This is a genomic window from Pseudomonas wadenswilerensis, assembly GCF_024749185.1.
Lineage (GTDB): Bacteria > Pseudomonadota > Gammaproteobacteria > Pseudomonadales > Pseudomonadaceae > Aquipseudomonas > Aquipseudomonas wadenswilerensis.
The window spans coordinates 5425513-5437895 of record NZ_CP087191.1 but is presented as its reverse complement, the minus strand read 5'-3'; the positions used below and the strand labels follow the sequence as shown (position 1 = coordinate 5437895).

Below are 12383 nucleotides of genomic sequence, written 5' to 3'. Positions count from 1 at the left end.
ACAGGTTTATCGACCCTGGCAGGCGTCGACGCGCAGCCAGCGTTCCAGCTGCTTGAAGGCTTGCACCAGCAGGAAGGAAATCAGCAGGTAGAACAGGCCCGCAGCGAAGAAGATCTCTACCGGCAGGTAGGTGCGGGCGATGATGGTCCGCGCCATGCCGGTCAGCTCCAGCAGGGTGACGGTACTGGCCAGGGCGCTGGCCTTGAGCATCAGGATCACTTCGTTGCTGTAGGCCGGTAGGCCGATGCGCGCTGCGCGTGGCAGCATGATGTAGATCATCGCCTTGGCCCGGGACATGCCCAGGGCCCGCGCCGCTTCAATTTCGCCACGGGGGATGGCCTGCAGCGCGCCACGCAGGATTTCTGCGATGTAGGCGGCAGTGTGCAAGGTCATGGTCAGCACCGTGCACCAGAACGGATCGCGCAGATACGGCCACAAGACACTGTTACGCACGGCATCGAACTGGGCCAGCCCGTAGTACACCAGGAACAGCTGAACCAGCAGCGGTGTGCCACGGAAGAAGAAAATGTAACCGTATGGCAGGGCGCGCACGTACCAGTGCCGCGAGGAGCGGGCGATGCCCAGTGGAATGGCGAGGATCAGGCCGGCAATGACCGCGATGGCTACCAGCTCCAGCGTCAGCGTGGCACCTTGGGCCAAGCGTGGCAGCCACTTGATGATGACTTCCCAGTTCATTGATTGGTCCTCACGAAGCCGCGAGCGGCGCGTTTTTCCATGAAGTGCATGCCGGTCATGGCAAGGACGGTCAGGCCCAGGTAGATGATGGCGGCGACCATGTAGAAGGTGAAGGGCTGCTTGCTCACGGTCACGGCGATTTGCGAGTGACGCATGATTTCTTCCAGGCCGATCACCGAGACCAGCGCGGTATCTTTCATCAGGATCATGAACAGGTTGCCCAGCCCCGGCAGCGCGATCCGCCACATTTGCGGCAGGATCAGCTTGGAGAAGATCCGCCCTTTGGACAGGCCGAGGGCCAGGCCGGCTTCACGGTGACCCTTGGGAATGGCCAGGATCGCACCACGGAACACTTCCGTGGCATAGGCGCCGAAGCACAGGCCCAGGGCAATGACACCTGCGGCGAAGGCATTGAGCTCCAGGCCAGGAATATTCAGAAGTTCGCCAAGCCGGTTCATCAGGCTGACGGTGCCGAAGTAAATCAACAACACCCAGAGCAGTTCGGGCACGCCGCGAACCAGCGTGGAGTAGAAGCCACCCAGCCATTGCAGGGGTTTGTACGGCGAGGTCTTGGCCAGGGCACCAAGCAGTCCCAGTACCAGCCCCAGAAACAGGGCCGACAACGCGAGTTTGACGGTCATCAGCGTCCCGGCCAACAAGGCCGGACCGAATCCGTAGAGATCAATATTCATGGGCAGGTTTGTTCAAGGGACCGGCATCGCCTCCAGGGCGATGCCGGTCGGGGCGAATCAATAGATGCTGAACGGGAAGTATTTGTTGTTGATCTTCTCGTAGGTGCCGTCGGCAACAATTTCCTTCAGAGCGGCGTTCAGCTTGTTGCGCAGTTCATTGTCACCTTTGCGCACGGCGATACCGACCTTGTCGCTTTCGTTCACCGGCTCGCCTTTGAACTCGTAGTTTTTACCGGCGTCGGACTTGAGCCAGTCGTAGTTGGCGTATTTGTCAGCCAGCAGGGCATCGACGCGGCCAGAAGTCAGGTCCAGGTAGGCGTTTTCCTGGGTGTCGTACAGGCTGACTTTGAACTTGCCGTCCATACCGCCGTGATCGTCCAGCCAGATGGCGGCCTGGGTTGCGCGCTGGGTGCCCAGTGTCTTGCCTGCGAGCGAAGCATCATCGGTCTTGAAGTCGACGTTCTTCGGGGCAATGAACTGCTGCTTGTTCGAGTAGTACGGGTCGGTGAAGTCCACGGCCTGCTTGCGCTCGTCGGTAATCGACAGGGACGAGACGATGAAGTCGGACTTCTTCGCGTTCAGGGCTGGAATGATACCGTCCCAGTCGGAGACCACGACTTCACACTCGACCTTCATCTTGGCGCACAGGGCGTCGCCGATGTCTTTGTCGAAGCCGACCACCTGGCCGCTGGCATCCTTGTTGTTGAACGGCGGGTAGGCCGCCTCGATGCCCATTTTCAGTTTCTCGGCAGCCATGGCATTGGCCGAGAACACCAGCGTGGCGGCAGCGGCCAGGAGGAATTTCTTATAGGTCTGCATGCGTGTTGCTCCGTTAGCGGTTGCTGGACATGAATTGTTTACAACGCGCCGAGGTCGGGTTTTCGAAAACCTGCTGCGGCGTTCCTTGCTCTTCGACCAGCCCCTGGTGCAGGAAGACGACTTCGCTGGACACCTGGCGGGCAAAGCCCATTTCGTGGGTAACCAGTAGCATGGTACGGCCTTCTTCGGCGAGGGCACGGATAACGTTGAGCACTTCCTGGACCATTTCCGGGTCCAGGGCCGAAGTCGGCTCATCGAACAGAATGACTTTGGGCTTCATTGCCAGGGTGCGGGCGATGGCCGCACGCTGTTGCTGACCACCGGACAGTTCGGCCGGGTAGCTGTGACGCTTGTTGTGGATACCGACCTTGTTCAGCAGCGCTTCGGCATGCTCGATGGCCTCGGCCTTGCTCTGGCCCAGCACCCGGCGCGGCGCCTCGATGATGTTGTCGAGGATGCTCATGTGCGGCCACAGGTTGAAATTCTGGAAGACGAAGCCGATCTCGCTGCGCAGGCGATTGATCTGCTTGTTGTCGGCGGCGACCAGTTCGCCGTTTTTTGCCGCCTTGAGCCTGAGCTCTTCGCCAGCCACCAGAATCTGGCCCTGGTGCGGGTTTTCCAGCAGGTTGATGCAGCGCAGCAGAGTGGACTTGCCGGAGCCGGAGGATCCCAGGATCGAGATCACGTCGCCATCACGCGCGGTCAGCGAAATTCCCTTGAGGATTTCCTGGTCGCCGTAGCGTTTGTGCAGGTTGCGGATTTCCAGCGCGGGCGTGGCCTCAGCCATGTGCGGTCCTCATGTGTTCTGGTGCGCTCCTGCTGTTAGCGGCCTTCCTGGCGAGGCGCCAAGCTAGCATAGCGGTCCGAAGACAGCCAATAACGTCGGGAGAGGCAATCGGTTGGTGGGAGGGCGGGTGTCGCATCGCTGCAGTGGACTGTCGCGCAGATGTCCGCCTACCCTCGTTTCCAGGGCCGGAGCCTTGATGAAAAAAGGCGCGATGGTGCCAGTTTTGGCCGTTTCTGGGAAGTCGTTTCTGACCTTGTGCACAGGTTCGGGCCTTTATTTACGGCTTTGGTTGTACCTCGGGGTTGTACCTTTGTGTTCGTAGGAAGTGCATGAGGTGTTACCGGTGACGGATTGTGGTGCACCCAGGGTATTTGTAAGTGGGTATTTCAGTAATTGGCCAATTCCGCCGGTTTTTCAGGGGCTTTCGGTCAAGTCTTGGCCGAAAGACCTGTAAGCCTTGTTAAACGGGGCTGTGAGAATTTTCGAACGAACGGTCATCAGCCTGGCGCGGTAATTGCGTTATCGATCGGCAACAGGATGTAGCACTCTTTTTGAAGAGTGCGACTCGAGTAGCAGGATCAAAACGCCATTTCTCGCAAAGGTAGTTTTATGAGCGGTACGCACAATTCCAACGACCTCGCTCAGGGGCTCAAACAGCGGCATGTGACCATGCTGTCGATTGCCGGTGTCATCGGCGCCGGCCTGTTCGTCGGCTCCGGCCACGCCATCGCCGAAGCCGGCCCTGCGGTGTTGCTGGCCTATGCCGCGGCCGGAACCCTGGTGGTGCTGGTGATGCGCATGCTGGCCGAGATGGCCGTCGCCTCGCCGGATACCGGTTCGTTTTCGACGTACGCCGACAAAGCCATCGGCCACTGGGCCGGCTTTACCATCGGCTGGCTGTACTGGTGGTTCTGGGTGCTGGTGATTCCGCTTGAGGCCAACGCCGCGGCGACCATCCTGAATGCCTGGTTTCCCGATATCGGCATCTGGGTGTTTACCCTGGTGATCACCTTGCTGCTGACTGCGACCAACCTGTTCAGTGTGAAGAACTACGGTGAATTCGAGTTCTGGTTCGCGTTGCTCAAGGTGGTGGCGATCATCGGCTTCATCATCCTTGGTGTTGCCGCGATCTTCGGCCTGCTGCCCAACAGCCAGGTCAGCGGCGTCAGCCACCTGTTCGACACCCAGGGCTTCATGCCCAACGGCATGGGCGCGGTGCTGGCGGCAATGCTCACCACCATGTTCTCGTTCATGGGTACCGAGATCGTCACCATCGCTGCCGCCGAGTCGAAAGACCCGGGCAAGCAGATCACCAAGGCCACCAACTCGGTGATCTGGCGGATCTTTCTGTTCTACCTCGTGTCGATCTTCGTGGTCGTGGCCCTGGTGCCGTGGACCAACAGTGACCTGGCCGAAGTCGGCTCGTACCAGACCGTGCTCAACCTGATGGGCATCCCCAACGCCAAGCTGATCGTCGACATCGTCGTGCTGATCGCCGTGACCAGTTGCCTGAACTCGGCGCTGTACACCTCCTCGCGGATGCTCTTCTCCCTGAGCAAGCGTGGCGATGCGCCGGCCATGGCCCAGCGCACCACCTCCAGCGGGACCCCGTATGTGGCGGTGGTGCTGTCGACTGCGGCGGCGTTCCTCACCGTGATCGCCAACTACCTGGCGCCTGCCCAGGTGTTCGAGTTCCTGCTGGCCAGCTCCGGCGCCATCGCCTTGCTGGTGTACCTGGTGATTGCCGTGTCGCAACTGCGCATGCGCCGTCAGCGTATGCAGCGTGGTGAGAAGATCGCCTTCAAGATGTGGCTGTTCCCGGGGCTGACCTGGGCGACGATCGCTTTCATTGTCGGCATTCTGACGGTGATGCTGATCCGTCCGGATCATCGTATCGAGATCGTCGCGACCGGCTTGTTGTCGATTGCCGTGGTCGCCGCCGGGCTGCTGGTGGCGCGCAAGCGCAAGGCCGAGGCGGCCGGGCGGGCGGTGCTGAACAACTGATGTGATGCGGGTGCAATGACAAAGGCCGCGATCTGTGAGGATCGCGGCCTTTTTTGTTCAAGCAGGAAGTGGTGTGGTGTTCTGGTTGGCCCCATCGCTGGCAAGCCAGCTCCCACAGGGACTGTGGTGGGAGCCGGTCTTGCCGGCGATGGGCTGCAGCGCAGCCCCATCCGGCTATCGCCATTGAGGGGATCAGGAGCCAGGCAAGCTGTCAGCCGAACTTCTTCTGCTGTTTGGACACCGCTTCGGAAGCTGCAATGTAGGCTTCCTGGAACTCGTCGCTCTCGAGCCAGGCCATGGAAGTGGCCTCGTCGGCGCCGTCCAGCCATTTGCGGTAGGCACTGAAGACCATGACGATGTAGTCGGTGGCGTGTTCTTCCTTGTGGCCCTTGAGCACCAGGGTCAGCAGCGGGTCGACCAGGAACACCGAGATCAGCGCGACCAGGCCGGTGTCCTGGGCTTGCTTCATTTTTTCGAACAGGGCGGTATAGCTGCCCGATTCCATCGCCTTGTTGAATACCTGCTCGACGCTGGCGCTGGAGCTTTCGCCCGAGCTCTTGACCGCCTGGCCGCTACGCACCATGCGGTTCTCGCGAGCCTTGCTGGCGGCGCGCTTGGCGCGTTTCTGTTGTTTGCTGCTGGAGGCCATCGGTGAACCCTTGTGCTGAGCCGGATAAATTCTGCGTATTGAATCGCAGTTGGCCGGGAAACCCAAGTGCCGCCGACGGCCTGGAGCACGCTCAGGCCGGTTGGGCCAGCTCGCCGCGGTCTTCCTCTTCCAGCACACGCGCGGCGCGGTCTACCAGCAGCGGGTCAGGCTGGTGGGCGACGCTCAGGTCCTTGCCGGGGTAGTCCAGCGAGTGCAGGAAGTGGCGGATGCAGTTGATCCGCGCGCGCTTCTTGTCGTCGGACTTGATTACCGTCCACGGGGCATCGGCGGTGTCGGTGTGGAAGAACATCGCCTCCTTGGCGGCGGTGTATTCGTCCCACTTGTCCAGCGACTTGATGTCGATCGGCGACAGCTTCCAGTGCTTGAGCGGGTCGTCGCGACGGGAGATGAAACGGCGCAACTGCTCTTCGCGGTTCACCGAGAACCAGTACTTGAACAACAGGATGCCGCTGTTGCACAACATGCGCTCGAGCTCCGGCGCCTGGCGCATGAACTCCAGGTATTGCAGCGGCGAGCAGAAGTCCATGACCCGCTCGACCCCGGCGCGGTTGTACCAGGAGCGGTCGAAGAAAACCATTTCACCGGCCGTGGGCAGGTGCTGGACATAGCGCTGGAAGTACCACTGGCCTTTCTCCTGCTCGGAAGGCTTCTCCAGGGCGACGATTCGCGCGCCGCGCGGGTTCAGGTGCTCCATGAAGCGCTTGATGGTGCCGCCCTTGCCGGCGGCGTCACGGCCCTCGAACAGCACGACGATGCGCTGGCCGGTTTCCTTGACCCAGCTTTGCACCTTGAGCAACTCGATCTGCAGTTCATGCTTGGCCTTTTCGTACTCGGCGCGGCGCATGCGGTTGCGGTACGGATAGCTGGCCGGCAGCTTGGCCGAGGCGCTGTCTTCGTTGGAGCCACGTGGCGCCGAGGCGACTTTCAAAGCGGCTGGTTGTTGGCTGATGGCGCTGATTTCGGCTTCGGCAGCGGCGCTTGCTGCAGGCTTGCGTGGGGTACGTGGACGGCGTGGGCGGGTGCTGGCAACTTTGCGTGCCGGGCTTGGGCTGGTGCTCGCAGATGTTTCAGCGGTAGGTGAGGGCAGGGGCAGGGCAGTGGATTCTTCGCTCATGGGGAGGCCTGTTGGTTCCTTCTAATATCCTCAGAGCATTTTATCGGGGCAGGCCAGGGGCATATTGACGGTGGTCAACAGCCCTTGGCATAGCGCCATCAGTACCAGTATTTCGGGTAGCTGTTGGCCTGGCGCGCATTGTTCAGGCACCAGGCCACGGCGACGATCACCAGCGAGCCTGCAAGCACCGGGGTCACCACGAAGCTCAGTGGTGCATGGCTGGCGATCACTACCAGCGGGTTGGCCCCGGCTGGCGCGTGCAGGGTGCGGGTCTGCTGCATGGCGGCCAGCGCCAGGCCGACGGCCAGGGCTGCGCTCCACCAGCTGTCGCCGAGGGTATGCAGCACTGCCAGGCCCACCAGGGTGGCAATCACGTGCCCGCCGATAATGTTGCGCGGCTGCGCCAGCGGCGAGTCGGGCATGCCGAAGGCCAGCACGCAGCTGGCGCCAAACGGCGCCATCAACCACAAGGCACCGGACACCTGGCTGAGCCAGCCGGTGGCGCCGATCGCCAGGGCCGCGCCAATCAGTGACAACAGGCTGAAGTGCAGGGAGGGGGCGGCGGGCGCCTTGGATTTGAACGGCATGGGCACAGTCTCCAGGTGGGCAATTTGCGCCGAGGATACCGATCGGTTTACCTGTAAGTCAACCGATCGGTATACACTGCTCGTAATTGTCCTGATCGAAGGTGTGGCATGAGTACGTCCGAGAAAATCGCCGAGTCGGCGCTGCAACTGTTCTACCGCCAGGGTTACCACGGCACCGGGGTCGAGCAGTTGAGCCAGGAGGCCGGGGTAACCAAGAAGACCCTGTACCGGCATTTCCCCAGCAAGGAGCTGTTGATCGAGGCAGCACTGGAGCGGCGCGATCACGATTTCATGGCGCGCCTGGAAAGCGCTCTGGCGGCCGTTGAGGCAAAAGCGCGGCCGTTGGCCTATATCGACTTTATTGAGGCCTGGGCGCGCTCTGAAGACTTCCACGGTTGTGCCTTCATCAACGCGTCAGCCGAATACGCCGGGTCGGCCGAACCGCCCCATGTGCTGGCCAGGTTGCACAAGCACAAGGTCATGGCCGCACTTGAACAGGCCTGCCGGGAGGCTGGGTGCAAGCAGCCGGCTGCGGCGGGGCAGCTGTTTCTGATCGGCGAGGGGTTGATCGTGGCGTCGCAGGTCGGCGGGGTGCAGGTGCCGCTGTTCGAGGCGGCGCGGTCGATGGTGGCTGCGCTGGCCTAGCGCAGCATCCCGCAGATCTGATTGCCTTCGTAACCATGGATGATCGGCGCGAGGATCATCATCGGGCCGCAGGCGTACATGGGCGAGCTGATGGTCTGCCTGGCGTTGAACAGCACGACCTGGTCGCCATCGATGTCCGGGCCGTAGGCCACTTCGCTGTAGGTCTTGCACACCGGCAGTAGCAAAGGCACCGGCACGACCACTGCCCAGAGGGTGACGCCGCACCATTCGCGGGTGACGTCGGATTTCTCCGATTTGCTGACCTTGGGGGTGATGTTCTTCAGGCGCAGGATGCGATGGGCCGAGGTGGGATAGGTCTGTTTTTCCGGCAGCACGACGGTGGCGCCGACACAGCCGGTCAGGCTCAGAAGTATGGCGACGACAACGGCAATCGATTTCATCCCTGGCTCCGATGAGCTCGCGGCATTTCCGTGCGCGAGAAAGCCTGCGTTCGCTGATAAATCGCAGGCATGAAAAAAGCCCCAAGGAATCACTTCGCTTGGGGCTTTTCGGTATTAGTGGTGCCCAGAGACGGAATCGAACCGCCGACACGGGGATTTTCAATCCCCTGCTCTACCGACTGAGCTATCTGGGCAACGGGGCGCATTAAAAGGGTTTTTCGGATTTACGTCAACGACTTTTTGAAAATTTTTTAAATTAATTCCGTCGCTTACGATTTTCCGGGGTTATTCGCTAGGTGGAACGTAGCCTTCGGCCTTCTCGTAATCCTGACCGGAGAAGAACTTGTCCATCTCGCCCTGGAGGAATTTGCGGTCCTCGGCGTTCATCATGTTCAGGCGCTTCTCGTTGATCAGCATGGTCTGTTCTTTCTGCCAGTCGGCCCAAGCTTGCTGCGAGATGTTCTCGAAGATGTCCTGGCCCTTGGCGCCCGGGTAGGGGGCACGATCCAGGCCAGGCATTTCTTTATGGTACTTGCGGCACATTACGGTGCGGGTCATCGCGACTCTCCTGTAAGCAATACGTCGGCCGCGCGTTTAAGCAGTTTTTTCACCGGGGCGGCAAGGCCCAGGCGCGGCGGGGTGGCGAGGTTATACCAGAGCCAGTCGGCCTCGGCCACGTGGTCGGTGGCGGTATCGACGCGCACCAGCCAGGGTTCGATGGTCAGCTGGAAATGGCTGAAGGTGTGGGTCAGGCCGTCCAGCGCCTGGCTGCCGGCCAGGCTCAGGCCGTGCTGGTCGGCCAGGTCGTCGATCTGTTCGAGGTTGTCCAGCTCCGGCAGGCTCCACAGCCCGCCCCAGAGGCCGCTGGAAGGCCGCCGGTAAAGCAGGATGGCGCCTTCGTGGTTGGCCAGCAGCGGCATCAGCGTGCGCTTTTGCGGCAGCTCCTTGCGCGGCTTGGGCACCGGGTAGCGGATTTCCTGGCCGAGCAGGTGCGCCTCGCAACCGACCTTGAGCGGGCACAGCAGGCAACTGGGCTTGCTGCGGGTGCACAGGGTGGCGCCCAGGTCCATCATCGCCTGGGTGTAGTGATTTACCCGGCTGTGCGGGGTATAGCGCTCGGCGTTGGCCCACAGCATCTTGGCCACTTTCGGCTCGCCGGGGTAACCCTCTTGCGCGGTATAGCGGGCCAGCACGCGCTTGACGTTGCCGTCGAGGATCGGTGCGCGCAGGCCCATGCTGATGCTGGCAATGGCGCCGGCGGTGGACAGGCCGATGCCCGGCAGGTCGGTGAGCTTCTCGACATCGCGGGGGAACTCGCCACCGTATTGCTCGACGACGATCTTCGCGGTCTTTTGCAGGTTGCGCGCCCGGGTGTAGTAACCCAGGCCCGTCCACAGGTGCAGCACTTCGTCCTCGGGGGCTTCGGCCAGGGCCTGGACCGTCGGCAGCGCTTGCATGAAACGGTCGAAGTAGTTGAGCACGGTGCTCACCTGGGTCTGCTGCAGCATGATCTCCGAAACCCACACCCGATACGGGGTGATGCCCTGTTGCCAGGGCAGGTCGTGGCGACCGTTACGGTCGTACCACTCCAGCACGGCGCTGGAAAACTGCTCGGGGCTCATCGCTTGAACAACCCCTTGAGTGCGTCCTTGAGCTCCGGGCTGACCTTGTCACCGAGTTTCTCGTCGATCTTCTCGCTGAGTTTTTCGCTGACCTTGTCGCCGGCAAGCTTGGCCGCGACCTTGCCCAGGCCGTCTTTATCCAGGCGGCAGGCCTTGGCACCCAGCTCCAGCGGGCCGCGGCAGCGCAGCGGCAGTTCGAGGCCGACATAGCGCTCGCCCACCTGGCAGGCCGGGTCGGGCATATCGCGCTTGTCGCCTTCGACGATCACGCCAATGCGGTAGTCCATGCCCAGCACGCGCAGGTCGAGATCGCCCTGGCCATTGACGGTCAGGCCGGGAATCCGCGCCTTGAGGTCAGGGTTGCTGGCTACGCCGTTACGCATTACCAGGCTGCCCTTGAGCTCCTGGAACGGGGTGTCCTTGCCGCGTGGTTCGCCGCTCAGCGTCTTGCGGTTGAGGGTGGCGATGGCCTGGCACAGCTGCTGCTCGAGGTTGGCGTTGACCAGGATGCCGTCGTTGATGACGAAGCTGGCGTTGCCGTTGAGGGTGTCGACCAGGGCCTTCTGGCTGTTGCCGGTGGCGGTCAGGTCGCTGTTCAGGGTCAGCAGGCCCTTGACCGGTGCAGTGCCGGTTTCGCTCTTGATGAAGTGCTCGACCGGTACCCGGTTGATGCGGGTGTTGAGGCCGATCTGCGGCACTGCCGGACGCACGTCGAGGGTGCCCTTGCTTTCGAAGTCGCCGTTGTACAGGCCACCGCGCAGGGTTTCCAGAGTGATCAGGCCACCCTGGCCCTGGGCCTTGAGGTGGGCGTTTGCGATCGGCAGCTTGTCCAGGGTCAGCTGAGCAAAAGTCAGATCGGCTTGCAGGTCGACTTTGCGCAGGCGATCAACCGGCAGCAGTTTGTCGTTGCTCCAGGCCACCTGGGTTGGCGCGTCGGGCAGCGGCGTGGTGCCGGCACCGGCCAGGGCGCCAGCTTCTTTGCTCTGCACTTCGGCCTGGCGCGCGGCCTTGGCGCCTTTGGCCGCATCGCTTTTGGCCAGCAGGTAGCGGTCGGCGTCGAACTTGTCGGCCTTGAGCTGCACGCGCAGGGCTTGCTTGGCGAAGTCTTCGACGGCCAGGCGACCGCTGAAGGTGCTGTCGTCGAGTTTAATCGCCAGGTCTTCCAGGGCCAGGCTGTTCGGTGTGCCTTGCAAACGGGTGACCAGCTCGACCTTGCTCAGGGTGCTGGGGTCGGCCGAAACCGGCAGCGGGTGGCCGATGCTGTCGAGGAAGTTGCGCAGGTCGAACTGGGCAATCGACAGGCCGCCGCTCAGCTGTGGCGTTTTGTCGAGGTCGCGCAGGTTCAGCTCGCCAAGGGCGCGCAACTGGTTGGCCGAGAGCTTGAGGCCGTTCCATTCGGCGACGTTGGCTGCCAGATCAACCAGCAACTGGCCCTGAGCGGCGAAGGTCATGGTCTTGCCTTGCAGCGGTTCGCCCGAGGCTTCGCCGCTGAGCTTCATGTCTTCGAACTGGTAGCGCTTGAGCCGCCGATCGAAGCGCAGTTCGCCGTTAAGCTCGGTGCGCGCCTTGATCACCGGCTGGCCGGAGCTGAGGAAGGCGGTCATCTTCAGCGGGATGTTCACCCCTTCATGCACCGCGCCGGTGCTCAGCTGGATGCTTTCGGCGCCGAAGCTCTGGCCGCTGCGGGCATCGTTGTACTGCACGCGGGCGTTATTGACGGTCAGGCTGTCGATGTCGAGCTTGATCGGGCGCTCGCTGGCGCTGTCGGTGCTGGCTTGTGCGGCGGCGTCGGCAGGCGTGGTGCCGGCGCCTTCGGCCGGGGCCGGGGTAGCGGCAGGCAGGGGCTTGCCGATGTCTTCCCAGTTGCCGTGGCCTTTTTCGTCGCGGCTCAGGGTCAGGTTCAGGCCCTCGACGCGCACGTCGCTCATCTGCACTTCACGGCGCAGCAAGGGCAGCACGCGTACCGACAGGCCGAGCATCTGCAGGTCGGCAAACGGCACTTTCGGGTTGTTCAGGGTGGCGATGCTGGCTTCATGCAGCTCAAGGCCCAGCCACGGGAACAGGCTCCAGCCGATGTCGCCATTGAGCGTCAGCTCGACGTGGGCCTTGTCGCGTGCCAGCTGGCGAATCTCGTCTTTGTAGTCGTTGGGATCGAAGAGGTGGGTCAGGGCGAAGCCCAGAGCCACAATGATCAGCAACAACCCGAGAAGCACCAGCCCCAGGATTTTGCCGAACGCTTTCATGGGCGAGTCCTTGTAGTCCGATTTCTAAATTCAGCCGCAGAGTATAGCGCTGCGGTTATCACCGCTGGGTGATATGGGGCGAAGGTTTAGTCCTGCAAACGTG

The 12383-nt window shown here is 62.0% G+C and carries 13 protein-coding genes and 1 tRNA gene; 2 read left to right on the top strand and 12 right to left on the bottom strand.

The annotated features are described in order from the left end of the window. Nucleotides 1-6: 6 nt before the first annotated feature. The 4 genes from LOY45_RS25010 to LOY45_RS24995 are packed head-to-tail and all read right to left on the bottom strand — an operon-like array spanning nucleotide 7 to nucleotide 2994. Complete coding sequence (locus LOY45_RS25010; protein ID WP_258578513.1) at nucleotides 7-696, bottom strand: ABC transporter permease; 690 nt, start codon at nucleotides 694-696, stop codon at nucleotides 7-9. Continuing rightward, the gene (locus tag LOY45_RS25005) at nucleotides 693-1388 is read right to left on the bottom strand and encodes an ABC transporter permease (protein WP_258578512.1); all 696 of its coding nucleotides are present in this window, start codon (nucleotides 1386-1388) and stop codon (nucleotides 693-695) included. Before LOY45_RS25005 ends, LOY45_RS25010 begins: the two co-directional genes overlap by 4 nt. Nucleotides 1389-1445: 57 nt before the next feature. Beyond that, a complete protein-coding gene (locus LOY45_RS25000; RefSeq protein ID WP_038998280.1) occupies nucleotides 1446-2207 on the bottom strand; it encodes an ABC transporter substrate-binding protein in 762 nt (253 codons plus the stop codon). A 13-nt stretch (nucleotides 2208-2220) separates the two neighbouring features. After that, entirely contained in the window at nucleotides 2221-2994 is a 774-nt protein-coding gene (locus LOY45_RS24995; RefSeq protein WP_038998282.1) for an ABC transporter ATP-binding protein, read from the bottom strand. 609 nt (nucleotides 2995-3603) lie between these two features. Here LOY45_RS24995 and gabP point away from each other — a divergent pair. Continuing rightward, nucleotides 3604-4998: a GABA permease gene (gene gabP / locus LOY45_RS24990; RefSeq protein ID WP_233674612.1), complete on the top strand. Its 1395-nt coding sequence runs from the start codon at nucleotides 3604-3606 to the stop codon at nucleotides 4996-4998. A gap of 211 nt (nucleotides 4999-5209) precedes the next feature. On the opposite strand, the gene LOY45_RS24985 is transcribed toward gabP, so the two are convergent. From LOY45_RS24985 to LOY45_RS24975, 3 genes are all read right to left on the bottom strand, one after another. Then, complete coding sequence (locus LOY45_RS24985) at nucleotides 5210-5647, bottom strand: hypothetical protein (protein WP_038998284.1); 438 nt, start codon at nucleotides 5645-5647, stop codon at nucleotides 5210-5212. Between the two features lie 91 nt (nucleotides 5648-5738). Further along, nucleotides 5739-6782, bottom strand: a complete 1044-nt coding sequence (gene ppk2 / locus LOY45_RS24980; RefSeq protein WP_038998286.1) for a polyphosphate kinase 2 — start codon at nucleotides 6780-6782, stop codon at nucleotides 5739-5741. A 98-nt stretch (nucleotides 6783-6880) separates the two neighbouring features. After that, nucleotides 6881-7369 (bottom strand): HPP family protein, encoded by a 489-nt coding sequence (locus LOY45_RS24975; protein ID WP_038998287.1) that lies wholly within the window; start codon nucleotides 7367-7369, stop codon nucleotides 6881-6883. 108 nt (nucleotides 7370-7477) lie between these two features. On the opposite strand from LOY45_RS24975, the gene LOY45_RS24970 reads away from it, so the two are divergent. Further along, the gene (locus tag LOY45_RS24970; RefSeq protein WP_038998288.1) at nucleotides 7478-8014 is read left to right on the top strand and encodes a TetR/AcrR family transcriptional regulator; all 537 of its coding nucleotides are present in this window, start codon (nucleotides 7478-7480) and stop codon (nucleotides 8012-8014) included. Here the strand turns inward: LOY45_RS24970 and LOY45_RS24965 are convergent. The 5 genes from LOY45_RS24965 to LOY45_RS24945 all read right to left on the bottom strand — a co-directional run bounded on the left by LOY45_RS24965 (nucleotide 8011) and on the right by LOY45_RS24945 (nucleotide 12280). Then, nucleotides 8011-8415 (bottom strand): hypothetical protein, encoded by a 405-nt coding sequence (locus LOY45_RS24965; protein ID WP_258578511.1) that lies wholly within the window; start codon nucleotides 8413-8415, stop codon nucleotides 8011-8013. The genes LOY45_RS24970 and LOY45_RS24965 overlap by 4 nt on opposite strands. Nucleotides 8416-8533: 118 nt before the next feature. Further along, nucleotides 8534-8609 (bottom strand) — tRNA-Phe (locus LOY45_RS24960). A 91-nt stretch (nucleotides 8610-8700) separates the two neighbouring features. Continuing rightward, nucleotides 8701-8973 (bottom strand): oxidative damage protection protein, encoded by a 273-nt coding sequence (locus LOY45_RS24955; protein ID WP_115084908.1) that lies wholly within the window; start codon nucleotides 8971-8973, stop codon nucleotides 8701-8703. After that, the gene (gene mutY / locus LOY45_RS24950) at nucleotides 8970-10037 is read right to left on the bottom strand and encodes an A/G-specific adenine glycosylase (RefSeq protein WP_115084909.1); all 1068 of its coding nucleotides are present in this window, start codon (nucleotides 10035-10037) and stop codon (nucleotides 8970-8972) included. Before mutY ends, LOY45_RS24955 begins: the two co-directional genes overlap by 4 nt. Continuing rightward, nucleotides 10034-12280: an AsmA family protein gene (locus LOY45_RS24945; RefSeq protein ID WP_134064755.1), complete on the bottom strand. Its 2247-nt coding sequence runs from the start codon at nucleotides 12278-12280 to the stop codon at nucleotides 10034-10036. The genes mutY and LOY45_RS24945 overlap by 4 nt, the downstream gene beginning before the upstream one ends. Between the last annotated feature and the right edge of the window lie 103 nt (nucleotides 12281-12383).

Excerpts from the sequence above, each read along its gene's own strand:
- LOY45_RS25010 (WP_258578513.1), bottom strand. The coding sequence starts at position 696 with ATGAACTGGGAAGTCATCATCAAGTGGCTGCCACGCTTGGCCCAAGGT.
- LOY45_RS25005 (WP_258578512.1), bottom strand. The coding sequence starts at position 1,388 with ATGAATATTGATCTCTACGGATTCGGTCCGGCCTTGTTGGCCGGGACG.
- LOY45_RS25000 (WP_038998280.1), bottom strand. The coding sequence starts at position 2,207 with ATGCAGACCTATAAGAAATTCCTCCTGGCCGCTGCCGCCACGCTGGTG.
- LOY45_RS24995 (WP_038998282.1), bottom strand. The coding sequence starts at position 2,994 with ATGGCTGAGGCCACGCCCGCGCTGGAAATCCGCAACCTGCACAAACGC.
- gabP (WP_233674612.1), top strand. The coding sequence starts at position 3,604 with ATGAGCGGTACGCACAATTCCAACGACCTCGCTCAGGGGCTCAAACAG.
- LOY45_RS24985 (WP_038998284.1), bottom strand. The coding sequence starts at position 5,647 with ATGGCCTCCAGCAGCAAACAACAGAAACGCGCCAAGCGCGCCGCCAGC.
- ppk2 (WP_038998286.1), bottom strand. The coding sequence starts at position 6,782 with ATGAGCGAAGAATCCACTGCCCTGCCCCTGCCCTCACCTACCGCTGAA.
- LOY45_RS24975 (WP_038998287.1), bottom strand. The coding sequence starts at position 7,369 with ATGCCGTTCAAATCCAAGGCGCCCGCCGCCCCCTCCCTGCACTTCAGC.
- LOY45_RS24970 (WP_038998288.1), top strand. The coding sequence starts at position 7,478 with ATGAGTACGTCCGAGAAAATCGCCGAGTCGGCGCTGCAACTGTTCTAC.
- LOY45_RS24965 (WP_258578511.1), bottom strand. The coding sequence starts at position 8,415 with ATGAAATCGATTGCCGTTGTCGTCGCCATACTTCTGAGCCTGACCGGC.
- LOY45_RS24955 (WP_115084908.1), bottom strand. The coding sequence starts at position 8,973 with ATGACCCGCACCGTAATGTGCCGCAAGTACCATAAAGAAATGCCTGGC.
- mutY (WP_115084909.1), bottom strand. The coding sequence starts at position 10,037 with ATGAGCCCCGAGCAGTTTTCCAGCGCCGTGCTGGAGTGGTACGACCGT.
- LOY45_RS24945 (WP_134064755.1), bottom strand. The coding sequence starts at position 12,280 with ATGAAAGCGTTCGGCAAAATCCTGGGGCTGGTGCTTCTCGGGTTGTTG.